Source organism: Paraburkholderia sp. SUR17, from assembly GCF_029536165.1.
Taxonomy (GTDB): domain Bacteria; phylum Pseudomonadota; class Gammaproteobacteria; order Burkholderiales; family Burkholderiaceae; genus Paraburkholderia; species Paraburkholderia kururiensis.
Genome location: NZ_CP120509.1, coordinates 2,083,337 through 2,105,617 on the forward strand (window position 1 = coordinate 2,083,337; position 22,281 = coordinate 2,105,617).

At 65.1% G+C, this 22,281-nt stretch carries 16 protein-coding genes; 4 read left to right on the forward strand and 12 right to left on the reverse strand.

What is annotated here, in order from left to right; translation table 11 throughout:
• Positions 1–22 precede the first annotated feature (22 nt).
• From P2869_RS26620 to oxlT, 3 genes are all read right to left on the reverse strand, one after another.
• Positions 23–1,480, reverse strand: a complete 1,458-nt coding sequence (locus P2869_RS26620) for an aldehyde dehydrogenase family protein (protein ID WP_277598456.1) — start codon at positions 1,478–1,480, stop codon at positions 23–25.
• Between the two features lie 121 nt (positions 1,481–1,601).
• Entirely contained in the window at positions 1,602–2,702 is a 1,101-nt protein-coding gene (locus P2869_RS26625) for a LysR family transcriptional regulator (protein WP_277598457.1), read from the reverse strand.
• Between the two features lie 70 nt (positions 2,703–2,772).
• On the reverse strand, positions 2,773–4,110 hold the full coding sequence (oxlT, locus tag P2869_RS26630; protein ID WP_017775332.1) for an oxalate/formate MFS antiporter: 1,338 nt from the start codon (positions 4,108–4,110) through the stop codon (positions 2,773–2,775).
• A 382-nt stretch (positions 4,111–4,492) separates the two neighbouring features.
• Between oxlT and P2869_RS26635 the strand changes: the two genes are divergently transcribed.
• Both P2869_RS26635 and P2869_RS26640 read left to right on the forward strand, forming a co-directional pair.
• Complete coding sequence (locus P2869_RS26635) at positions 4,493–5,440, forward strand: LysR family transcriptional regulator (RefSeq protein WP_126878684.1); 948 nt, start codon at positions 4,493–4,495, stop codon at positions 5,438–5,440.
• Positions 5,441–5,536: 96 nt separating this feature from the next.
• Positions 5,537–5,860, forward strand: coding sequence for a hypothetical protein (locus P2869_RS26640; protein WP_277598458.1), 324 nt, complete (start codon positions 5,537–5,539; stop codon positions 5,858–5,860).
• Positions 5,861–6,018: 158 nt separating this feature from the next.
• Here the strand turns inward: P2869_RS26640 and P2869_RS26645 are convergent, their stop codons facing one another.
• The 4 genes from P2869_RS26645 to P2869_RS26660 all read right to left on the reverse strand — a co-directional run bounded on the left by P2869_RS26645 (position 6,019) and on the right by P2869_RS26660 (position 12,397).
• Positions 6,019–6,831, reverse strand: a complete 813-nt coding sequence (locus tag P2869_RS26645; RefSeq protein ID WP_199542300.1) for a fumarylacetoacetate hydrolase family protein — start codon at positions 6,829–6,831, stop codon at positions 6,019–6,021.
• A 140-nt stretch (positions 6,832–6,971) separates the two neighbouring features.
• Positions 6,972–9,173, reverse strand: coding sequence for an acetate--CoA ligase family protein (locus P2869_RS26650; protein WP_026121564.1), 2,202 nt, complete (start codon positions 9,171–9,173; stop codon positions 6,972–6,974).
• Positions 9,174–9,351: 178 nt separating this feature from the next.
• Positions 9,352–10,599: a formyl-CoA transferase gene (gene frc, locus P2869_RS26655; protein WP_017775327.1), complete on the reverse strand. Its 1,248-nt coding sequence runs from the start codon at positions 10,597–10,599 to the stop codon at positions 9,352–9,354.
• A 37-nt stretch (positions 10,600–10,636) separates the two neighbouring features.
• Positions 10,637–12,397 carry a thiamine pyrophosphate-binding protein gene (locus P2869_RS26660; RefSeq protein WP_277598459.1) on the reverse strand — a complete coding sequence of 587 codons (1,761 nt, stop codon included), beginning with the start codon at positions 12,395–12,397 and terminating at the stop codon, positions 10,637–10,639.
• 357 nt (positions 12,398–12,754) lie between these two features.
• On the opposite strand from P2869_RS26660, the gene sucC reads away from it, so the two are divergent.
• Both sucC and sucD read left to right on the forward strand, forming a co-directional pair.
• Positions 12,755–13,951 carry an ADP-forming succinate--CoA ligase subunit beta gene (gene sucC, locus P2869_RS26665; RefSeq protein ID WP_026121563.1) on the forward strand — a complete coding sequence of 399 codons (1,197 nt, stop codon included), beginning with the start codon at positions 12,755–12,757 and terminating at the stop codon, positions 13,949–13,951.
• Between the two features lies 1 nt (position 13,952).
• On the forward strand, positions 13,953–14,831 hold the full coding sequence (gene sucD / locus P2869_RS26670; RefSeq protein ID WP_277598460.1) for a succinate--CoA ligase subunit alpha: 879 nt from the start codon (positions 13,953–13,955) through the stop codon (positions 14,829–14,831).
• 62 nt (positions 14,832–14,893) lie between these two features.
• On the opposite strand, the gene P2869_RS26675 is transcribed toward sucD, so the two are convergent.
• From P2869_RS26675 to P2869_RS26695, 5 genes are all read right to left on the reverse strand, one after another.
• Entirely contained in the window at positions 14,894–15,625 is a 732-nt protein-coding gene (locus tag P2869_RS26675) for a GntR family transcriptional regulator (protein ID WP_277598461.1), read from the reverse strand.
• On the reverse strand, positions 15,603–15,824 hold the full coding sequence (locus P2869_RS26680; protein ID WP_017775322.1) for a hypothetical protein: 222 nt from the start codon (positions 15,822–15,824) through the stop codon (positions 15,603–15,605). Before P2869_RS26680 ends, P2869_RS26675 begins: the two co-directional genes overlap by 23 nt.
• A 176-nt stretch (positions 15,825–16,000) precedes the next feature.
• Positions 16,001–17,623 carry an efflux transporter outer membrane subunit gene (locus tag P2869_RS26685; RefSeq protein WP_277598462.1) on the reverse strand — a complete coding sequence of 541 codons (1,623 nt, stop codon included), beginning with the start codon at positions 17,621–17,623 and terminating at the stop codon, positions 16,001–16,003.
• On the reverse strand, positions 17,620–18,927 hold the full coding sequence (locus P2869_RS26690; protein ID WP_277598463.1) for an efflux RND transporter periplasmic adaptor subunit: 1,308 nt from the start codon (positions 18,925–18,927) through the stop codon (positions 17,620–17,622). The genes P2869_RS26685 and P2869_RS26690 overlap by 4 nt, the downstream gene beginning before the upstream one ends.
• 12 nt (positions 18,928–18,939) lie before the next feature.
• The gene (locus tag P2869_RS26695; RefSeq protein ID WP_277598464.1) at positions 18,940–22,182 is read right to left on the reverse strand and encodes an efflux RND transporter permease subunit; all 3,243 of its coding nucleotides are present in this window, start codon (positions 22,180–22,182) and stop codon (positions 18,940–18,942) included.
• Positions 22,183–22,281: the final 99 nt, after the last annotated feature.

Consider the following 22,281-nt stretch of genomic DNA (forward strand, 5'->3'; position numbering starts at 1 on the left):
CTTCTTTACGCCCGCAGCCGCATTACTGCGCGAGCGAGAGCCATACCGCCTTCGGCTCCGTGAAGTTTTCGATCGCCACGTCGCCGTGCTCGCGCCCGAAACCCGAATCGCCCGTACCGCCCCACGGCAGGCGCACGTCGGTATAGCCATAGGTATTGATCCACACCGTGCCCGCGCGCAATTCGCGCGCCATGCGATGCACGCGCCCGATGTCGGCGCTCCACACGCCGGCCGCAAGACTGTAGGCGGTGCCGTTTGCGATACGCACAGCGTCCTCTTCGTCTTCGAAGCGGATCACGCTCGCCACCGGTCCGAAGATTTCCTCCTGCGAAATGCGCATCTCGTGCTCGACGTTCGCGAACACCGTGGGCTCCACATAGAAACCGCGCTCGCCGATGCGCTTGCCGCCCGTGACGAGCGCCGCGCCCTCGTCGCGGCCAATGCTCACGTAGTCGAGCACGGTCTTCATCTGCGCTGCGGAAACGAGCGGCCCCATGGACGTGTCGCGTCCCGACGGGTCGCCCACGCGAATGGCCTTCGCGCGTGCCGCGAGCCGCTCCACCACGTCGTCGTAGACATCGCGATGCGCAAGGATGCGCGAACCCGCGGAACACACCTGCCCCGTGTTGAAGAAGATGCCCGACGCCGCCGCGCGCACGGCCTGATCGAGATTCGCATCGGCGAAGATCACGTTCGCGGACTTGCCGCCCAGCTCGAGCGTCACGCGTTTGAAGTTGCCCGCGGCGCCTTGCAGAATGCCGCGCCCCACCGAAGGCGAGCCCGTGAAGGTGACCTTGTCCACGCCCGGATGCGCAACGAGCGCGTCGCCCACCACCTTGCCCTTGCCGGTCACGATGTTGAGCACGCCGGGCGGCACGCCGGCTTCGAGCGCGAGTTCGCCGATACGCAGCGCCGAAAGCGGCGTGATCTCCGCTGGCTTCACCACGAGCGTGCAGCCGCACGCGAGCGCGGGCGCAATCTTCCACATGCCGATCATGAGCGGGAAGTTCCACGGCACGATCGCGCCCACCACGCCTACCGGCTCGCGCACCGTGTAGGTGAGCGCGTCGGGACGCACGGGCACCACCTGCCCGTTGATCTTGTCGCACCAGCCCGCGTAGTAGGCGAGCGTGTCGATGGCGGCCGGGACGTCCTGGCGCATCACGGCGGCGATGGGCTTGCCCGCATCGAGACTTTCGAGCGCCGCGATCTCGTCCTGATGCTCGCGCAACAACTCGGCGAAGCGGCCCAGAATGCGCCCGCGTTCGCCGGCACGCATACCGTTCCAGACTTTCAGCGCGGCACGCGCGGCACGCACGGCGACGTCGACATCCGCCACCGTGCCTTGCGCAACGAGTGCGATGGGCTCTTCCGTGGCCGGGTTCAGGTCGACGGAATAGTCGCCGCCGCTGGGCGCAATGCGCTTGCCGTCTATCAGCAGATCATGGCGGATGAGGTCTGCGTGGGTGGTTGATTCCATGGTGAGACTCCTTGCATCGATCGAAGGGTTGCAATTCGCTCGCTCCGCGTGGTGGTTCGCATGGGCGCTGCACGCTGGATCGCACGCGGGCCCTCGCGTCCCCGGATGCAAGGCCCATGCCTCAGGCGATGCGCGCCGTGAAGGACGGCGGTCGCTGCGCACCGTGCGACGATGCGACCGTGCGCACCGGAGGGCGGGCGAGAGCGTCGGCGGTGTCGGGGGCGTCCGGCGATGCGGCTTGCACGCTTTTGTCTACGGCTGCGGTGTCGCCTGGGGCTGCGCCCGCTGCTGCGCTTGCCGCTTCATTCGCCCCATCGTGTGCATAGGCGACAAGCTGCTGCCACACCGCTTCAGCATTCGGACGCAGCGAGCGGTTCTTGCGCCGCACCAGCATGGTCGTGAGCGTCACTTCGGGTTGCAGCACGCGCACCGCCAATGCGGCTGAGGGCGCGGGCCAATGCGCCCCCACGGGCAACAGTCCCACGCCGAGCCCGAGTTCCACCATCCGCAGCACCGCGGCGAGATGGCCAAGCTCCTGAACCGATGCCGCATCGGGCGCGCGCGCGGCCAGTGCCCGCGCGATGACACCGTGGCCGCACGCGTCGTCGTTGAGCGTAATGAGCGGCGTCGCATCGAGGTCGCACCACGTAAGCGCGTCGCGTTGCGCGAGCACGTGACCCACAGGCAGCACGGCGCAAAGCGGCGTCGTGAAAAGCGGCTGGGCTTCGATGGTGCCGGCCGCCGCGACCGTTGCGTTCCCGGCCACGAGCGAATCCGCGATCAGCGCGAAATCCACCTCGCCCTGCTCCACGGCCGGAATCGCAGCGGCTTGCGGCAAATCGCGAATGCGCACGGCAAGCGCCGGAAATGCGGCAGCGCACTGCGCGAGTCCCAGAGGCAACCAGCCGGACGACAACACGGCATTGCTGGCCAGCGCCACCACACCGGTATGGCCGACGCACGACGCGCGGCCCTCGTTGAGCGCGAGTTCGATCTCGTCGAGCAACCGCCCAATGCGTTGCTCGAGCCCCGCGCCCGCCGACGTCAGCGCGACCTGGCGCGTGGTGCGATCGAAGAGCCGCAGATCGATCGCATCTTCGAGCTCGCGAATACAGCGGCTCACTGCGGACTGTGTGAGCCCGAACTCGCGCGCGGCGCGCGTGAAACTGCGCTCACGCGCCACCACCACGAAAACCTTCAACTGATGCAGCGAAACGTTCATGTGCGACCGTTCCTTCGATGAAGCCTTGCACGCTTACGCGCTCTTGCCTCTCGCCTTCCTGCTCACGTGATTACTCGCCGGTCTGCTCAGGCCAGTGCGAGAGCCGCGACGCGCCGCCGTTGCCATTGCGCACCGCACCGGACAAGGCTTCGCCCGATTCGATCCAGCGCGCCCGCATGGGCTGCAAAATGAACTTGGCCGATACACCCGCGGCAATCGTAATGACCGCGGAGGCCACGAACACCGCGCTCCACCCGCCCGTTGCGGAAAGCACCGACGCGATCGGCACGAGCAGCGACGCCGTGCCCTTCGCCGTGTAGAGCGTGCCCGCATTTGCAGCTGCGTACTTGCTGCCGAACGTGTCCGCGCAAATGGCCGGGAAGATCGAGAAGATCTCGCCCCAGAACAGGAAGATGAGCGCGGCGAACACCATGAACGCATAGGGGTTCGTGCCGAACTGCATCATGCCGAGCAGCGAGAGCCCTTCGCCGATGAAGATCAGGAACATGGTGTTTTCACGGCCGATCTTGTCGGAGATGAACCCGCATAGCGGACGCGTGAAGCCGTTGCAGATGTTGTCGATGGAAAGCGTGAGCGTGAGCAGCGGCAGCGTTGCGCCGAACACCGTCATCGGTATGCGGGCCAAGCCCCAGTCCTTCGCGATGGGACCGATCTGCGCGGTGGCCATCAGGCCGCCCGCCGCCACCGCGACAAAGCACACGTAGATGACCCAGAACACCGGCGTCTTGATCATCTGCCCTGGCGTGAAGTCGATGCGCGATACCGCGAAGCGCTTCTTCTGCGCAGTCACCGCACGGATCTGAGGCTTCCTGAGCACCAGCGCGAGCACGAAGATCGCGATGCCCTGCAGCAGGCCGAAGAACAGGAAGGTGTGTTCGTAGCCCGAGCGCGTGATCATGTTGGCAATCGGAATCACCGTCACGGCAGCGCCTGCGCCGAACCCTGCAGCCGTGAGGCCTGCGGCAAGGCCGCGGCGGTCCGGGAACCACTTGAGCGCATTGCCCACGCAGGTGCCGTACACGCCGCCTGCGCCTACGCCCGCAATCACGGCGGCAACGTACAGCATGGGCAACGTCGTGGCATACGAGTTGAGTACCCACGCGAGCCCGGCGCATACTGCGCCGCCTGCCACGACGGGACGCGGGCCGAAGCGGTCCACGAGCCAGCCTTCCACCGGCACGAGCCACGTCTCGGTCAGGATGAAGATGGAGAAGGCGAGTTGAATCGACGCCTGGCCCCAATGGTGTCTCGCGTTCATCGGCGCGACGAAGAGGGTCCAGGCATACTGGAGGTTAGCCACCAGCGCCATGCACATCATGCCGATGACAAGCTGACACCAGCGGTTCTGCCAGAACGGACCGGCCGCCGGTTGATTGACGTCTTCCATGAGACTTGTCTCCGCTATGTATTCAGGGCAACAGGCCAATACGCCGGCCTGCATCCATTCCGCCTTATGGTTATGTCCCGGCTATTGGACTGCCGGATTTTCCATTACGGGAATTAAGCAAAATGCGGAATAAAACCTGTGCCGCCTTTCGCTCCCGCCTGCCCGGCTCCGCGCATGCTCCGGAACCGCGCCCTCCTTGTTTTTCGCCGTTCTTTACCACTTCTTCCCGCTTTTTACTGCTTTGCGCCGCGTCTACCCGCGCGTTAACCCGCATTTCCCGGCCCGCGACTCATGCTTTCAAAGTCATGCTAGGGTCATTGCTGAATTACTCATAATTAAAGTTTGTTATTATCAGCATTCACCTTCGTTTATGGATAAGGCCATGACGATGAGAAACGCCACGCTGCGCCAGCTCAAGGTGTTCGAGACGGTGGCGCGCCATCTCAGCTTCTCGCGCGCCGCAGAGGAATTGCACCTCACACAGCCCGCCGTCTCCACGCAGGTGAGGCAGCTCGAGGAACACGCGGGCCTGCCGCTTTTCGAGCAGCTCGGCAAGAAGATCTACCTCACGCCCGCCGGCACCGAAATGCTTCACTACAGCCGCGCCATCATCCAGCAGTTCCACGAAGTGGACGAAGCGATGGGGCAATTGAAGGGCGTCTCGGGCGGCACGCTCAACGTTGCCGTGATCAGCGCGGGCGACTACTTCTTTCCGCGCCTGCTTGCCGAATTCATGCGCCGCTATTCGGGCGTCGTGCTGAACCTCGCGGTGCACAATCGCGAGGAACTGTTGCATCAGTTGGCCACGAACCGAACCGACCTCGCCGTCATGGTGCGACCGCCACACGAGATGGACTCCATCAACGAGCCTTTCGCGCCGCATCCGTACGTGATCGTGGCGGCGCCCAATCATCCGCTCGCGCACAAGCGCAACATCAAGCTGAACACGCTCGCGAACGAGGCGTTCATCGTGAGAGAACGCGGATCGGACACGTGGAATTCCATGGAGGAAGGCTTCGCCGGCAAGCTCTCGAATCTCAAGATCGCCATGGAGATCAAGAGCACGGAAACGATCAAGCAGGCCGTGATTGCCGGCATGGGCATCGCCTTCCTTTCCGCCCACACCATTGCGCTCGAATTGCAGGTGGGCAATCTCGTCGTGCTCGACGTGGAGACCTTCCCCGTCATGTTGAACTGGTACGTCGTGCATCGCCGCAACAAGCGGCTGCCGCCCGTTGCGCTCGCCTTCAAGCGCTTTCTCATGGAAGAAGGCGCGCAGCTGATCGAACGGATCACGCGCGTGACCGAATCGACGGTGCATAAAGGCTAAGTTATGGACTTCCAATAAAACTTTAACTATTGCAAATCCATTGCGGCCTCTATGCTGGAGTCGAGTTCTCTCACTCGACTGCACAGGAGTCCGACCATGAATCACGCTTCGGTTCTGTCCCATTCCATCACGCGCAACCCGTCCCGCAGCGCGACCGAAAGCGCGGCGGACGCCCACCTCGACGCCCACCTCGACGCCTACAACGCGGCGTTCAGCGACCTGGGGCTGCGCTTTCGCTGGGACCATGACACGCTCGCCGCGCTCAACGAGTTCAGCAGCGAGCTTGCGCGCATCACGGCCTACATCGAACGGTTTCATGCGCATCTGCATCGCGCCTATGACGCCGACTTTCTCGCGCAGCTGATTCTCAGCAAGAAGAGCGAGTACTTCCGCGAGATCTCGCCCCAGGCTGGAAACTGATTCATGGGCCGGGGGTTCCCGGCCCACTGACTCACAGCCCACTGACTCACAGCCCACTGATTCACAGCCCACTGATTCACAGCCTCGCTTCGGGTTTCGGCACGGCAGCATGCCTCGCCGCAGCCCTGTGCGCACATACAGCCTGTGCGCAACCGCGTTCATTCCTGCCCCGCCATCGTCGCTACCGTCGGCTGCTGCGCCTGCGTCGCGGCCAGTGTGTTGGCAAGCTCGCCGATGCCTTCTATCGCGATCGTGACCGTCGCGCCATCGCGTATCGAGCCCACGCCGAGCGACGTGCCGCATGCAATCACGTCACCGGGCTCCAGCGTCATGTCGTGCGAAATCATGCTGACCTGCTCCGCGGGCGTGAGCACCATGTCCGCCAAGGGATAGTTCTGCCGCTCGGCGCCATCTAACGTGGTCACTACGCGCGCTGCGCGCCAGTCGAAGCCCGAGACGATCGCCGGGCCAATTGCGCAGAACGTATCGAATCCCTTCGCGCGGCACCACTGCGGAAAATCCGGGTTCTCGTTGAGCAGTTCGGCGGCGGTCACGTCGTTGACGATGGTGTAGCCGAAGATGGCCGCCTCGGCCGCCTCGAGGCTCGCATCGCGGCAACGCTTGCCTATCACGATGCCCAACTCGCCTTCATACGCGATCTTGCCGGCGTAGCTGGACGGTCGCCGGATCGCCTCGCCTGGCCCGATCACGGAACCCGCGGGCTTGATGAGGAAAAGCGGATGCGCGGGCACGGCCTTGCCGAGCTTCGCGGCAAGCGCATGAAAGTTGTTCCATAGCGCCACCACCTTGCCCGGCGCGCAAGGCGCAAGCGGTGTCAACGCGCGCAGGGAGAGCACGGCGCCGGTCGGCACGGGCTGGTCGATGCCCTCGTATTCGTGCAGATAGCCGTTCTCGACGCGTCCAAACGCGATACCGCCGTCGCTGGACATGAAGCGCATCCATGTTTCCATGCTTGCCTCCGTGGCGGTCCGGCCCTGCACACGTGTCGTCATGCCGGCCGTCCGCACCATGCTGAACGTTGCCGATGCCCGTCTATGTGCGACCGGCCACACAGCGTGCGGCCCGTCGCATTCGCTCACTCACGCCGGCATCAGATGAGGCCTGCCGCGCGTGCCCACCGGTACTTCGCGCCGAGCACCGCTACCGGAATTTCGGTGGAGTACGCGTAGGCCGGCACGCCGTGCTCGTAGAGATAGGCCGCCGCCTCTTCCACTTCCACGTCGCCCGCGAGCGATGCCACGATGGGCTTTTCGATGCCCTTCGCCTTCATCTCTTCCTTCACTTCGACCACGAGTTTCGCGAACACCATGGGCGGCGTGATGATGGTGTGCCAGTAGCCAAGAATGATCGCGTGAATACGCGGGTCTTCGAGGCCCAGCCGGATGGTGTTTTGATACGTGGTGGGCGGCTCGCCGCCCGTGATGTCCACGGGGTTGCCTGCTGCGCCGAAGGGCGGAATGAACTTGCGGAACGCGGCATCCAGATCGGGTGGCATCGTCATGAGCGAGAGGCTGTTGTCCACGCAGGCATCCGAGAGCAGTACGCCCGAGCCGCCCGCGCCCGTGATGATCACGACGTTTTCGCCCTTCGGCGTGGGCAGCTTAGGAATGCCGCGCGCGAATTCGAGCAGATCGCGCAGCGAGCGCGCGCGGATCACGCCGCATTGCCTGAACACGTCTTCATAGATGCGGTCATTGCCGGCGAGCGCGCCGGTGTGCGAACTGGCCGCGCGTGCGCCAAGGCTCGTGCGTCCCGCCTTCAGCACCACGACCGGCTTCTTCTTCGACACGCGGCGCGCCGCCTCCGCGAATGCGCGGCCATCCTTCAGGTCTTCGCAGTGCTGCGCGATGATTTCCGTGTTGTCGTCCTGCTCGAAGAACGTGAGCAGATCGTCTTCGTCGATGTCGGACTTATTGCCGAGCCCGACGATCGCAGAGACACCCATCTTCGCCGCACGCGAAAATCCGATGATCGCCATGCCGATGCCGCCCGACTGCGACGAGAGCGCCGCCTTGCCCTTCACGTCGTACGGTGTGCAGAACGTCGCGCAGAGGTTCTTCGGCGTGTAGTAGAAGCCGTAGATGTTGGGCCCCATCAGGCGGATGCCGTACTCGCGCGCAATCGCCACGATCTCCTGCTGGCCTTCCACGTTGCCCGTTTCCGCGAAGCCCGACGGAATCAGCACTGCGCCCGGAATACCCTTCTGCCCCACTTCCTTGAGCGCCGCCGCAACGAACTTCGCGGGAATCGCGAACACGGCTACGTCGATATCGCCCGGCACGTCGAGCACGCTGCGATACGCCTTGCGGCCCATGATCTCGTCGGCTTTCGGGTGGATTGGATAGATATCGCCCTGGTAGCCGCCGTTGATCAGGTTCTTCATCACCGAATTGCCGATCTTGCCGTCTTCCGACGAGGCACCGATCACCGCGACGCGATCCGGCCGCATGATGCGGTTCATCTGCCGCACGATGTCTTCCTGGCTGGGACGATAGCGCTCCACGGGCGGCGAAAAATCGAGCACGATGCGCACGTCCGCGGCAATCGCACCTGTCTTGCTCGCGAACACGGGGTTCAGATCCATCTCAGCGATTTCAGGGAAGTCCGTGACGAGCCGCGACACGTTTTCGATCAGCGTAGCGAGCGCGTCGCGGTTCACCGGCTCGCCGCCGCGCACGCCCTTCAGCATTTCCGCAGCCGCGATGCCGTCGAGCATGGAGCGCGCGTCGTCGCGTGTGGCCGGCGCAAGGCGGAACGTGATGTCCTTGAGCACTTCGACCAGCACACCGCCAAGACCGAACGCCACAAGCTTCCCGAACGAGGGGTCGGTCACGGCGCCCACGATCACTTCCTGGCCGCCGCCCACCATCTGCTGCACCTGCACGCCCACGAGATTCGCGTTGGCGTTGTAGCGCTTAGCGTTTTCCATGATGGTCGCGAAGCCCTGCGTTACCTGCTCCGCGTTCGCGAGTCCCACCAGCACGCCGCCCGCTTCCGTCTTGTGCAGGATGTCGGGCGACACGATCTTCAGTACCACTGGGAATCCGATTTCACTCGCGAGCTGCGCCGCATCCGCGGCGGTGGCCGCCACGCCTTCCTTCGGCACCGCGATGCCGTAGACGTCGCAAATGAGCTTGCCTTCCGGCGCCGTGAGCGCGTTGCGCCCTTCGGCTTTCACGTGATCGAGAATGTGCCGCACGATGTCCTTGTGCGTCTTCCCCGCGCGGCCGGTTGCGTCCTGAACGGCGGCCGTGCCGCGTTCCTTGAGCGTGAGTGCGTCTTCGTATGCCATGTCCTGCCGTCTCCGAAACAGGTTGAAGAAGAGCCGCCCTGCGCGCCGCATGAGCGGCGCACGGGTGTCGCGTTGCATGTCCTCTGCCGGGCAGACAACGAAGAGCGGCGGCGAGCGCGAGAGGCCGGCTATTCCAGGGTGGCGGCGTCGCGCTTGAAAGCGGTCGTCAGAACAGCCTTCAGATCGCGCCCGCAGCCCGCAGCGCGCTAATCTGCTCCGACGAGTAGCCGAGTTCCGCCATGACCTCGTCGGTGTGCTCGCCAAGGAGCGGTGAACGCTTCACGTCGGTCGGACTGTCGGAAAGCTTGATCGGGTTGCCGACCGTCAGGTACTTGCCGCGCACCGGATGGTCCACTTCGACGATCGTGCCTGTCGCGCGCAGCGACTGGTCCTCGGCGATTTCTTTCATCGAGAGGATCGGACCGCACGGAATGTCGTACTTGTTGAGCAGCTCCATCGCTTCGAACTTGGTGCGCTGCATGGTCCAGTGTTCGATCTCGGCGAAGATTTCCTTGAGCCGCGGCAGGCGCGCGTTCGGCGTTGCATAGTCAGGATCGCTAATCCACTCTTCGCGGCCGATCAGATTGCAGATGCGATCCCACACGGGCGCCTGGGTGATGAAGTAGATGTAGGCGTTCGGATCGGTCTCCCAGCCCTTGCACTTCAGGATCCAGCCCGGTTGCCCGCCACCCGATGCATTGCCGGCGCGCGGCACGGCTTCGCCAAAGGTGCCGTTCGGATACTGCGGATACTCCTTGAGCACGCTGGTACGTTCGAGCCGCTGCTGGTCGCGCAGCTTCACGCGGCACAGGTTCAGCACGCCGTCCTGCATGGCTGCCAGCACCTTTTGACCGCGGCCCGTCTGCACGCGTTGATAGAGCGCCGTCACGATGCCGAGCGCGAGATGCAGCCCCGTGCCGCTGTCGCCAATCTGCGCGCCGGTCACCACAGGCGGGCCATCGTCGAAGCCCGTGGTGGAGGCCGCCCCGCCCGCACATTGCGCGACGTTCTCGTAGACCTTGCAGTCCTCGTACGGCCCAGGCCCGAAGCCCTTCACCGAAGCCACGATCATGCGCGGATTGAGTTCCTGGATGCGCTCCCACGTGAAGCCCATGCGGTCCAGCGCACCCGGCGCGAAGTTCTCCACGAGCACATCGCAATGCTGGATCAGCGTTTCCAGCACGCGCTTGCCTTCGGGGTTTTTCGTGTCGAGCGTGATCGAACGCTTGTTGCCGTTCAGCATCGTGAAGTAGAGGCTGTCCGCATCGGGAACGTCGCGCAGTTGCTCGCGCGTGATGTCGCCTGCGCCTGCGCGTTCCACCTTGATTACGTCCGCACCGAACCACGCGAGCAACTGCGTGCAGGTGGGGCCAGACTGCACATGCGTGAAGTCGAGAATGCGCACACCATCGAGTGCCTTGCCCATTTGATGTCTCCTTCTCCTGATTCGCGTGATCGGCGCGTCACTTGTACATGGTCTGGTTCTTCGTGCCCGGCGCATATTCGCGCGGGTCGACCCAGATGTTCACCACCGCCGAGCGACCGGTGCGATGAATCGCTTCACGGGCACGCTGCAGGGCGCCCGCGATCTGCGCGGGGTCGCGCACTTCCTCGCCGTAGCCGCCCAGCATTTCGGCAAACTTGCTGAAGGGCACGTCGGACAGCAGGTTGCCGACGTTGCCGCGCTCTTCGCCGTACTTCGCCAGTTGTCCGTAACGAATCTGGTTCATCGCGGAGTTGTTGCCGATCACGGCGAGATACGGCACGCCGAAGCGATTGGCCGTTTCCATGTCGAAGGCGGTCATGCCGAACGAGCCGTCGCCGTAGTAGCAGAGCACTTCCTTGTTGGGATGCGCGAGCTTCGCGGCAATCGCGAAGCCGGTGCCCACGCCGAGCGATCCGAGTGCGCCCGGGTCCATCCATTGACCCGGCCGGCGCGGACGCACGGCTTGCGCGGAGATCGTCACCACGTCGCCGCCGTCGCCGATGTAGATGGTGTCCTCGCCGAGGAACGCATTGAGTTCATAGGCGACGCGGTACGGATGAATCGGCGTGTTGTTCGACTTGAAGAGTGGCATCAGCTTTTCGGTCGCCGTCATTTCGGCATCCTGAAGCTGTGCCATCCACTTGCGCCGCGCTTCGCGCCGGTCGTTCTTGATGCGGCCGCTCGCGGCCTGCAAGACGGCATTGAGAATCGCGCCGGGGTCGCCCACGAGCCCGAGGTCGATATCGCGGTTCTTGCCCACCGTGCGGTAGTCCATGTCGATCTGCACCAGCGTGAGCTCCTTGCTGATGCGCCGGCCATAGCCCATGCGAAAGTCGAACGGCGTGCCCACCACGATCAGCACGTCCGCGTTGGCGAAGGCCTGCGAGCGCGTGCGGTCGAAGTGATGCGGGTCGCCCGGCGGCAGCAGGCCGCGGCTTGCGCCGTTGAAGTAGCCGGGAATGTCGAGGCCGCGCAGCAGCGCAATGGCTTCTTCGTGGCCGCGTGCCGTCCATACCTGCTGGCCGTAGAGAATGGCCGGCCGTTCCGAGTTGACGAGGATGTCGGCCAGTTTCTCGATGTCGCGCGGGTCGCCAATGGATTTCGTCGACGCGCGATAGTGGCCTGGTTGCGGAATCACGGCGCGTGTGAGATCGACTTCGCGGTCCAGGACGTCGCGCGGAATTTCGAGATAGGCGGGCCCGGGCGCGCCGTTGAAGCATTCGCGTGCAGCCATGGAGATCATGTCGGCCACGCGTTCGGTACTGGGCACCGTGGCCGCGAACTTCGTGATGGGCGACATCATGTCCACGTGCGGCAGGTCTTGCAGCGAACCCATCTTGTGCTGACCCAGCGCGCCCTGGCCGCCAATGTGCAGCACCGGGCTTTCCGAGCGGAACGCCGTGGCGATGCCGGTCACCGCGTTCGTGCAACCGGGGCCGGCCGTCGTCACCACGCAACCGAGCTTGCCGGTCTGGCGCGCATAGCCGTCTGCCGCGTGCGCGGCTACCTGCTCGTGACGCACGTCGATGATGCGAATGCCTTCGTCGACGCAGCCGTCGTAGATGTCGATGATGTGGCCGCCGCACAGCGTGAAGATGGTGTCCACCCCTTCGTTCTTCAGGGCTCGCGCAACCAGATGGCCGCCCGAGACGATGTTCGCGTCACGGCTTTTCTGCTTGAGGGTGTCTTCTGCGGTCGTGGTGCCGCTGGGGCTGACGGGTGAAACCACTGCGGACATGGTCGTCTCCTGGTCGATCGGTTTGTTCAACGGCGACTGCTGCTCACATCGAAGACACCCGGCACGCGGATAGCCTGCGACCGCTTTTCAATACACCGTATGTGATATATCACATTCAATCAAGACGAATTTTCCCGTGCCATTCGCTGGTGGTTCGAGCCAAATCTCTTTTTGGTTCAAGTGATTAACTCAAATTTTCCAGCCTTCGCGCCCTGCATTCCCGGGAAAACCCTGGACTTCGTCACGTCTTGATGACGTGTGATATATCACATACCATATTTTTGAGGTCGTCAAGCACGATCTTTCCCGCACCGGCTGCGGTGCCCTTTGGAACGGACGAACGCGAGCGAGGAGACAGTGAACATTCACGAATATCAGGCGAAGGCGCTGCTGCGGCAGTACGGCGTGGCGGTGCCCGAAGGGCGCGTGGCCTTCACGGCTCACGAAGCCGGCGAGGCGGCACGGGCGCTCAGCGGCCCGGCATGGGTCGTGAAAGCGCAGATTCATGCGGGCGGGCGCGGCGCAGGCCGTTTCGCCGACGACCCCAACGGCAAGGGCGGCGTGCGCGTGGTGCGCTCAGCGGAGGAAGTGACGAGCCACGCGGAGCAAATGCTGTCTTCCGTGCTGGTAACGAAGCAGACGGGGCCGGCCGGGCGCGAGGTGAAACGCGTCTACGTCGAGCAAGGTTGCGCGATTGCACGCGAGCTTTACCTGGGAATGCTGATCGACCGCAGCACCTCGCGCGTCACCGTGATGGCATCGACCGAAGGCGGCATGGAGATCGAAGACGTGGCCGCCCGCACGCCGGAGAAGATCGTGAAGCTCGCCATCGATCCGGCTACGGGCATGCAGGCCTACCACGCACGCCGGCTGGCGTTTGCGCTGGGGCTCTCAGGCAAGCAGATCAACGCAGCCACGCAGTTCATGCTGGCGGCGTGGCGCGCATTCGTGGAACTGGATGCCTCCATCGTCGAGATCAATCCGCTCGTCGTCACGGAAGACGGCGATCTGCTCGCGCTGGACGCGAAGATCAATTTCGACGACAACGCCCTCTTCCGCCATCCGCAGATCGAAGCCATGCGCGACGAAGCGGAGGAAGACCCGGCCGAACTCGAAGCCGCGCAGCATGCGCTCAACTACGTGACGCTCGACGGCAACATCGGTTGCATGGTGAACGGCGCCGGCCTTGCGATGGCGACGCTCGACATCATCAAGCTCTACGGCGGCGAGCCCGCCAACTTCCTCGACGTGGGCGGCGGTGCCACGAAGGAACGCGTGGCCGCGGCATTCCGGCTGATTCTGCGCGACCCGAAGGTGAAGGGCATTCTCGTCAACATCTTCGGCGGCATCATGCGCTGCGACGTGATTGCCGAAGGCGTGGTTGCCGCGGCGCGCGAAGTGGAACTGGACGTACCGCTCGTGGTGCGGCTTGAAGGCACCAACGTCGAACTGGGCAAACAGATCCTGCGCGAATCGGGCCTGCCCATTCTTTCCGCCGATCATCTCGCCGATGCCGCCGCCATGGTGGTCAAGGCCGTTGAAGGAGTGCACTGACATGGCCGTCCTCATCGATAGTGGTACGAAGGTGATTTGCCAGGGATTCACGGGCTCGCAGGGCACGTTCCATTCGGAACAGGCCCTCGCCTACGGCACGCAGATGGTGGGCGGCGTCACCCCCGGCAAGGGTGGCACGACGCATCTGGGGCTGCCCGTGTTCGACACCGTGGCAGACGCAGTGGAACGAACGGGCGCGAATGCTTCGGTGATCTACGTACCGCCGCCCGTGGCGGCCGACGCGATCCTGGAAGCCGTGGACGCCGGCGTGCCGCTCGTCGTATGCATCACCGAAGGCATTCCCGTGCTCGACATGGTGCGCGTGAAGCGTGCGCTGGCCGGTTCGCGCACGCGGCTCGTGGGCCCCAATTGCCCGGGCGTCATCACGCCGGGCCAATGCAAGATCGGCATCATGCCGGGCCACATTCATCGGCCGGGCAAAATCGGCGTGGTCTCGCGTTCGGGCACACTCACCTATGAAGCGGTGGCGCAAACCACCGCGGCGGGACTCGGGCAAAGCACGTGCATCGGCATTGGCGGCGACCCCGTGAACGGCACGCACTTCATCGACTGTCTCGAAATGTTCCTCGTCGACGACGACACCGAAGGCATCATCATGATCGGCGAGATCGGTGGCAGTGCAGAGGAAGACGCCGCGCGCTTCCTGAAAGACGCGCGCACGAAGAAGCCCGTGGTGGGCTTCATCGCGGGCGTCAGCGCGCCGCCCGGCCGGCGCATGGGCCATGCGGGCGCAATCATTTCGGGTGGCACGGGCACGGCCGGCGCGAAGATCGAGGCCATGCGCTCGGCGGGCGTGCACGTCGCGCAGTCGCCGGCGGCGCTCGGCGCAACGATGGTCGAAGCGCTGCGGGCGATGTGATTCGGCGTGAGTGGAAGATGAACTAAAGCGGCGGGCGGCTCATGCGCCGCCCGCCGCCGTGTTCAATCGAGGAAGTCGCAGTTCGCTTCGACGTAAGCGGCCAGATCGAGCGAATGCTGGCGCACGAGCTTTTCCGCGAGTTCCGTGTCGCGCTTCTCCAGCGCCTCGATGATGCGCAGATGATCGACGATGGACCGCGACGCGCGATCGCTCTGCGAAATGGTCATGCGGCGAATCGCACGCACGTGGATGAAGATGTTCTTGATGGTGTCCAGAATGATCTGCGACTTCGAGAGTTCCACGATGGCCTGGTGAAAGGCGATGTTCGCGTCCGAGTACTCTTCGATGTGCTCGGCGGGCGTGGTGTCGCGAAAGTCGTCGAACATGTGGCGCAGCTTCGCGATTTCCCCGTCGCTCGCATGCAGCGTGGCAAGACGCGCCGCCATGCTTTCGAGCGCCGCCCACATCTGGATCATCTCGACAATCTCGCGCTTGCTCTTGCGCACGATATAGATGCCGCGGCGCGGCACCATGCGCAGAAAACCTTCCTGCTCGAGCAGCGTCATCGCCTCGCGCACCGGCGTGCGGCTCACGCCGAGCTTTTCGCTCAGTTCGCGCTCGTCCAGCCTTATTTCGTCGTGCGACTGATAGATGTCCGCATCGGCAATGGCCTGACGCAGCATCGCGTAGGCCTGATCGCGCAGACTGGCGCTCGCGTTGATGGGTTGCAACGCGAGCGTGAGAGGGGTCGCCATCGGCGTTACTCTCGCTTCAGTTTGAAGTTCCGACGACATTCATCGCCTCTTTACGGACAGCAGGACGATACGAAGCGGCGGGAACGGCAGCCGGCACGTCGCCCAGATCGGCAAACCGGCCGTGCAGAGCGGCCTGGCGCGCCACGGATGTCGGCACCCACCGGGTCAGCAGCACAGTTGCGGCAGCGCCCAGACCCACCACGGCGAGGGCAAAAAGCCCGAGAGATACAAATTCCATTTGAAGCTCCATAAGATTGAGAGAACGGATGACTCAATCATATGGTGCGTCGCCGCAAAAATCAATATTCCGTATGTAGTATATCAGATAGCCTGTCGGTAGATTACAACAGTCGGTCGACGAATGCCAGGACGCGCTCCGCCCTTTCTCACGGCACGCGCCGCGGCCATTCCGCCTTACCAGATACCTCCCAGCGCCTTCACGAGATCCACGCTCGCGTCCATTTCGCGCCGCCGCAAGTCGACCGCTGCGCGCTCGTTCGTGAGCGCCGTGTTCTGCGCCACCACTACGTCCAGATAATTCACGGTGCCGACGCGGTATTGCTCGAGTTCCAGCTGCAGCGTCTTGTCGGCCGACTGCACCGCCGCATCCTGCTGCGTCGTCTCCTGCTGCAGGATGCGCAGCGCCGCCAGGTTGTCCTCCACCTGCTGGAACGCCGCGAGCACCGTCTGCCGGTAGTCGGCCACGCTGGCGTCGTACTGCGCCTTCGCGCGGTCGGTCTCGGCTCTGCGACGGCCGCCGTCGAACAGGGTGCCCGCCAGTGCCGGCCCGAGCGACCACACGCGCGAAGGCGCCATCAGCCAGTTCGAGAGCGCCGAGCTTTCCAGCCCACCCGCCGCGGAGAGCACGAGGTTCGGGAAAAACGCCGACTCCGCGATGCCGATCTCGTCGTTGGCCGCGGCCACGCGGCGCTCGGCGGCGGCGATGTCGGGCCGGCGTTCCAGCAGCTGCGACGGCACGCCGGGCGGAATCGCAGGCGGCGTGAAGTTGGCTGCGGCGGGCGGCAGCGTGAATGTGGAGGCCGGCTGGCCGATCAGCGTCGCAATGGCGTGCTCGTATTGCGCGCGCGCCACGCCGAGGTCGAGGTCCTGCGCCTGGGTGGCTTGCAGCTGCGTGCGCGCCTGCTCCACGTCCGCCTGCGACGAGATGCCGATGCGATACCGGCTCGTGGTCAGATTGAGCGCCTGGCGGTAGTCCGCGAGCGTCTGGTCGAGCAGGCGTTGCGTGGCGTCGAGCGTGCGCAGATTGAAATAGTCGACGGCCAGCTCGGACTGCATGGCAAGCCGCACGCTTTCCAGATCCGCGGCGCTGGCCTGCTCGTTCGCGCGGGCGGCGTCGTTTTCATGCGCGACGCGGCCCCAGAGGTCCGGCTCCCACGTGGCGTCGGCCACCACGGCGTAGTCCTGGAACGTCTTGCCCGCCGTCTGCTGGTGACCGATGACGTTCGCCGAGTCATGCAGGTTCGACGCAGCCGTGGAGGCACCAATGGTCGGGAACCAGTCCGCGTGCGCGGAGGCCACCATGGCGCGCGCCTCGCGCCACTGCGCGGCGGCTTTCTGCACGGTCAGGTTCGACACGTCGACACGCGACTCCAACGCAGCGAGCTGCGCGTCGCCGAAGCGCGTCCACCATGGGCCGCGGGCGGCGGCATCGGCAGGCATGGCGTGCGTCCAGGCGGACGACGCCGCGTCGCCACCCGCTGCCTCAGTGGCAACGGCAGTGGCAACGGCAGCGGCAGCGGCAGTGGCAGCGGCCGGCGACGAGGTGGACAGCGCGCCCTCCTTGTACGCCGCAGGCACATCGACCTGCGGGCGCACGTAGTCAGGGCCGATCATGCAGCCACCCAGCAGCAGCGCGGCGAGCGCGCCCGCGAGCGCGACACGAGCGTGCCGCAGCGTGCCTTCATCGTTGTGGCGGCAGCGCTGGTCCGCAGGGCAGAGTCCACCCTCGCTTGCCGCCCTGGCGCCGACACGCTGCCTGATACGCCCGACGAGCCCGCAGAAAACATCGTCTCTCATGATTGTGCCCCACCCGCTGGCGCGATGCGCACCTGCTCGCCATCGGTGATCGAGTCCGACGGATTCAGGACGACCTGATCGTTCGCCCCCACGCCGGCGACCACCTCGATGCGCGTACCGAAGTCGCGCCCCGGCGTGATCGTTTTCAGCACGACGCGATGGCGGGCATCGACGGTCGCGAGCTGCACGCCCTGCGGCCGGTACAGCAACGCGTTCACGGGCACCGAAAGCCCCGGCCGCGCGCGGTGCAACGTCAGCCGCAGTTGGCCGTACGAGCCGGGCAGCACCGCGCCGTCCTCATTGGGCACATCCACTTCCACGCGCAGCGTGCGGGTGGACGGGTTGATCGCCCCGCTGTTGCGCACCACGGTGCCGGCATGGCATTCGCCCGGCTGCTGCGTGAGGACGAGGCACGCCGGCGTGCCGTCGCTCACGGCCGGCGCATCGTTCTGCGGCACGTCGGCATAGACGCGCAGCGTGCGCGTCTGCGCGAGGTCGAACATCTCTTTGGCCGGACCGCCCGCGCTGCCCGCATCGATCAGCGTGCCCACGTCGACGTTGCGCGCCGTCACCACGCCGTCGAACGGCGCATAAACCTTCTCGTACGACTGCATCTGCGCAAGCCGCGCCACGTTCGACTGCGCCGCGAGCAGCGCGGCGTGCTTCGCCTGCGCGTCGCTCACCTTGATGTCCGTCTCCTGCTGCGAGACCGCGTGCGTGTCGACGAGCTGTTGCCAGCGCGAGGCCGTTACCTGCGCAAGCTGGTCGTTTGCCCGTGCCTGCGCTTGATCGGCGCGCGCGGCGCGCAGGGCTGCGTCCACTTCGGGAGCATCGATCACGGCGAGCAGTTGCCCCGCCTTCACGTGGGTGCCGATGTCGGCGTACCACGCTTTCAGATAACCGTTCGTGCGCGCGAAGACGGGCGTCTGCTGGTTGGCCTCGATGTCGGCCGGCAGCACGAGCGGCTGGTCAGCGGGCGCCACGGTAGGCTTCGTCACCTGCACCGTTGGGACTTCGAGCACCGCGGTCTGCTTCTTCAACGCCGCGTGGGCGGACAGGCGCGGCACGATGCCCACCGCGAGCGCTGCCGCCACGGCGGCGGCCACCAAGGCAATACGTCGACCACGCCGACCGCACCGATTCCGTGCTGAGGCCGGTTTGCCGGCAGGCACGTCGGCGGCGGCGCTGCGCTCGCTGTCGTTCATCTGGCTCGCCTGGCTCGTCCGGTCCGTGTTTTCACCGGCCGAAGCCTCGCCGGGTGCCTCCGCGTCGCGCGCGGCCGTGTCGAAATCGCTGGAAGACATGGTCAACTCCGCTCAATTCAGGATGCTGGTATCGATGGGCTGCTCCACCGCATGGCGCCGCCGTGAGGCGAGCCAGCCGTGCACGAGGGCGAACACCACGGGAAGAAGGAGCAGCGTCGTGGGCGTGCCGGCAAGCAGTCCGCCTATCACGGCGCGGCCCAGCGGCGCGTTCTGCTCGCCGCCGTCGCCGAGACCGAGCGCCATCGGCACCATGCCGATCACCATGGCGAGCGCCGTCATCAGCACCGGACGGAAGCGGCTCACGCCGGCCTCGAGCGCGGCCTTCAGCGGCGCCATGCCTTCGGCGATCCGCTCGCGCGCAAAGCTCACAACGAGAATGCTGTTCGCCGTCGCCACACCGATGCACATCATGGCGCCCGTGAGTGCGGGCACGCTGAGCGTGGTGTGCGTGACGAACAGCATCCAGAGAATGCCGGCCATCGCGCCGGGCAACGCGCAGACGATCACGAGCGGATCGAGCCACGACTGGAAGTTCACGACCATGAGCAGGTACACGAGCAGCACGGCAAACGTGATGCCGGCCGCCAGACCCGCAAACGAGTCGTGCATGGTCTGCACCTGGCCGCGGATCACGACGCGCGCGCCGCGCGGCAACTGTGCTTTGGCCGCATCGACGATGCGCGTGACGTCCGCGGCCACGCCGCCCAGGTCGCGCCCTTGCACAGAGGCGTAGATATCGATGACGGGCTGCACGTTGTAGTGCGACACCACCGCTTGCTGCGAGCCGCGCGAGAACGTGCCGAGCGTGCCGAGAATGCCCGTGACCGCGCCCGCGTTGCTGCCCGATCCGCCCGTGCCCGGCGTGAAGGTGGCCGCGAGCGGAATGTTGGCAAGCGTCTGCAGCGAGTGAATGTCGTACTGCGGCGTCTGCGTAATGACGGGGTAGCTCACGCCATTGGCGGGATTCAACCAGAAGTTCGGCGACGTCTGCGCGCTGCCCGAGAGCGCGATCAGCAGGCTGCGCGCCACGTCCTGCTGTTGCAGGCCCGCCTGCAATGCCTTGGTGCGATCCACGTCCACGTTGATGGCAGGCTGGTCGGCGGGCTGCTGAATGCGCAGGTCGACAAGCCCGTCCACGCCCCGCAGCTTTGCGAGCAGTGCATCGGCGAACGCGCGGTTCTGGTCAAGGTTCGTGCCGATCACCTGGATGTCGATGGGTGCGGGCAGTCCGAAGTTGAGGATCTGGCTCACCATGTCCGCAGGCAGGAATGAAAACGTGATGTCCGGAAACGCGGTGCCAAGCTTCTGCCGCAGCGCGGCCACGTACTGCGCTGTGGGATGGTGCTTCGCGTTGAGCGTGATGAGAATGTCGGCATCCGCGCTGCCGATGGGCCCCGAACTCGTATAGGAGAGGTTGATGCCGCTCGCCGGCAGCCCGATGTTGTCCACGATGGTGGAAAGCTCGGCAGGCGGAATCACGGTGCGGATGGTGCCTTCCACCTCGTCGGTCAGACGCGCCGTCTGCTCGATGCGCGTGCCCGTCTTCGCCCGCATGTGCAGGCGGATTTGTCCCGAATCGATCTGCGGGAAGAAATCGCGGCCAAGGAACGGGGCAAGTGCTAGCGAACCGAACGCGATCACGATGAAGCCCGCCACGAAGCGACGCGGCTGCGCGAGCGCCCGTTCGAGCGTGCGGCGATAGCGCTGGCGCAGACCTTCGAACGCGGCCTCGAAGCGCTGCTGGAAACGCCGCAGCGCCTCGAATCGCGGCGCGCTGTCTGCGTCAGGCAGACCCGCCTCGCCTGTCGATCTCGTGTGTCGCAGCAGATACATCGCGAGCGTGGGCACCAGCGTGCGCGAGAGGAAGTACGACGCGAGCATCGCGAACACCACCGCTTCGGCGAGCGGCGTGAACAGATAGCGCGCCACGCCAGAGAGCAGCAGCATGGGCACGAACACGATGCAGATGGATAGCGTGGAGACGAGCGTAGGCACCGCGATTTCGCCCGAGCCGTAGAGAATGGCCTGCAGCAGCGGCTCGCCCTGCTCGAGGTGGTGCGTGATGTTCTCGATGGCGACCGTCGCGTCGTCCACGAGAATGCCCACCGCGAGCGCGAGTCCGCCGAGCGTCATGATGTTGATGGTCTGCCCGAGCAGCGAGAGCGCGATCAGCGATGAAACAATGGCGAGCGGAATCGAGATCGCGATGATGAGCGTGGCGCGCCAGCTGCCGAGAAAGAGCAGGATCATGGCTGCCGTGAGCCCCGCCGCGATCAGGCCTTCGCGCACCACCCCCGACACGGCGGACTTCACGAAGGTGGACTGATCCGTCACGGTGCGGATGTCGAGCGCCGCCGGCATTTGCGAGCGGATGCGCGGCAAGAGCTGCTTGATGTTCGAGATGATGTCGAGCGTCGATACGCTGCCGCTCTTCTCCACTTCGAGCAGCGCCGCGCGCTGGCCGTCGTGGCGCACGATGTTGGTCTGCGGCGCGTAGCCGTCGCGTACGGTAGCGACGTCGTGCAGATAGATCACGGTGCCGTCCGGATTCGCGCGCACCGGAATCGCGTTGAGTTCGGCCACCGAGCGCGCCGCGCCGTTCATGTTCACGTTGTATTCGAACGTGCCGATCTTCGCGGTGCCGCCGGGCAGCACGAGGTTTTGGGCGTTGACGGCGTTCACCACGTCCGTCGGTGTGAGGTGCTTTGCGGCGAGCGCCTGCGGGTCGATGTCGACCATGATCTGCCGCACCTTGCCGCCGTACGGAATGGGCACCGCGGCGCCCTGCACCGTGGCCAGTTGCGTGCGGATGAAGTTGTTGCCGAGGTCGTAGAGCTGCTGTTCGGGCAGCGTCTTGCTCGACAGCGCGAGTTCCATGATGGGCACCGTCGAGGCGTTGTACGTGAGCACGAGCGGCGGCAGCGTGCCGGGCGGCAGGATGCGCAAGAGCGACTGCGCGCCCGTGGACGCTTCGCTCATCGCACGCGTGATGTCCGCGCCCGGATGGAAGAAGATCTTGACTACCGCCACGCCGTTCAGCGACTGCGATTCGATGTGTTCGATGTCTTCCACGTCGGACGTCAGCGCGCGTTCGTACGGCGCCACGATGCGGCGCGACAGGTCTTCCGACGAGAGACCGTTGTAGCTCCACACCACGCTGATGACGGGAATGTCGATGTTCGGGAAGATGTCGGCGGGCGTGCGCAGGATCGTCAATGGCCCGAGAATCGCGAGCAGCAGCGCGAGAACGATGAACGTGTAGGGGCGCCGCAGCGCGACTTTGACGATCCACATGGCGAAGACCCGGGCGCAGAAAAGATGTGCGCAGTCTGCGGGGTCTGCATTTGCGGCTCCATGGCGCAAGAATGACAAAGATGTAATGATGGCCGCGCC

What these genes read in the sequence shown, in the direction of transcription:
- P2869_RS26620 (WP_277598456.1), bottom strand. Translation starts at nt 1,480, where the DNA reads ATGGAATCAACCACCCACGCAGACCTCATCCGCCATGATCTGCTGATA.
- P2869_RS26625 (WP_277598457.1), bottom strand. Translation starts at nt 2,702, where the DNA reads ATGAACGTTTCGCTGCATCAGTTGAAGGTTTTCGTGGTGGTGGCGCGT.
- oxlT (WP_017775332.1), bottom strand. Translation starts at nt 4,110, where the DNA reads ATGGAAGACGTCAATCAACCGGCGGCCGGTCCGTTCTGGCAGAACCGC.
- P2869_RS26635 (WP_126878684.1), top strand. Translation starts at nt 4,493, where the DNA reads ATGACGATGAGAAACGCCACGCTGCGCCAGCTCAAGGTGTTCGAGACG.
- P2869_RS26640 (WP_277598458.1), top strand. Translation starts at nt 5,537, where the DNA reads ATGAATCACGCTTCGGTTCTGTCCCATTCCATCACGCGCAACCCGTCC.
- P2869_RS26645 (WP_199542300.1), bottom strand. Translation starts at nt 6,831, where the DNA reads ATGGAAACATGGATGCGCTTCATGTCCAGCGACGGCGGTATCGCGTTT.
- P2869_RS26650 (WP_026121564.1), bottom strand. Translation starts at nt 9,173, where the DNA reads ATGGCATACGAAGACGCACTCACGCTCAAGGAACGCGGCACGGCCGCC.
- frc (WP_017775327.1), bottom strand. Translation starts at nt 10,599, where the DNA reads ATGGGCAAGGCACTCGATGGTGTGCGCATTCTCGACTTCACGCATGTG.
- P2869_RS26660 (WP_277598459.1), bottom strand. Translation starts at nt 12,397, where the DNA reads ATGTCCGCAGTGGTTTCACCCGTCAGCCCCAGCGGCACCACGACCGCA.
- sucD (WP_277598460.1), top strand. Translation starts at nt 13,953, where the DNA reads ATGGCCGTCCTCATCGATAGTGGTACGAAGGTGATTTGCCAGGGATTC.
- P2869_RS26675 (WP_277598461.1), bottom strand. Translation starts at nt 15,625, where the DNA reads ATGTCGTCGGAACTTCAAACTGAAGCGAGAGTAACGCCGATGGCGACC.
- P2869_RS26680 (WP_017775322.1), bottom strand. Translation starts at nt 15,824, where the DNA reads ATGGAATTTGTATCTCTCGGGCTTTTTGCCCTCGCCGTGGTGGGTCTG.
- P2869_RS26685 (WP_277598462.1), bottom strand. Translation starts at nt 17,623, where the DNA reads ATGAGAGACGATGTTTTCTGCGGGCTCGTCGGGCGTATCAGGCAGCGT.
- P2869_RS26690 (WP_277598463.1), bottom strand. Translation starts at nt 18,927, where the DNA reads ATGTCTTCCAGCGATTTCGACACGGCCGCGCGCGACGCGGAGGCACCC.
- P2869_RS26695 (WP_277598464.1), bottom strand. Translation starts at nt 22,182, where the DNA reads ATGTGGATCGTCAAAGTCGCGCTGCGGCGCCCCTACACGTTCATCGTT.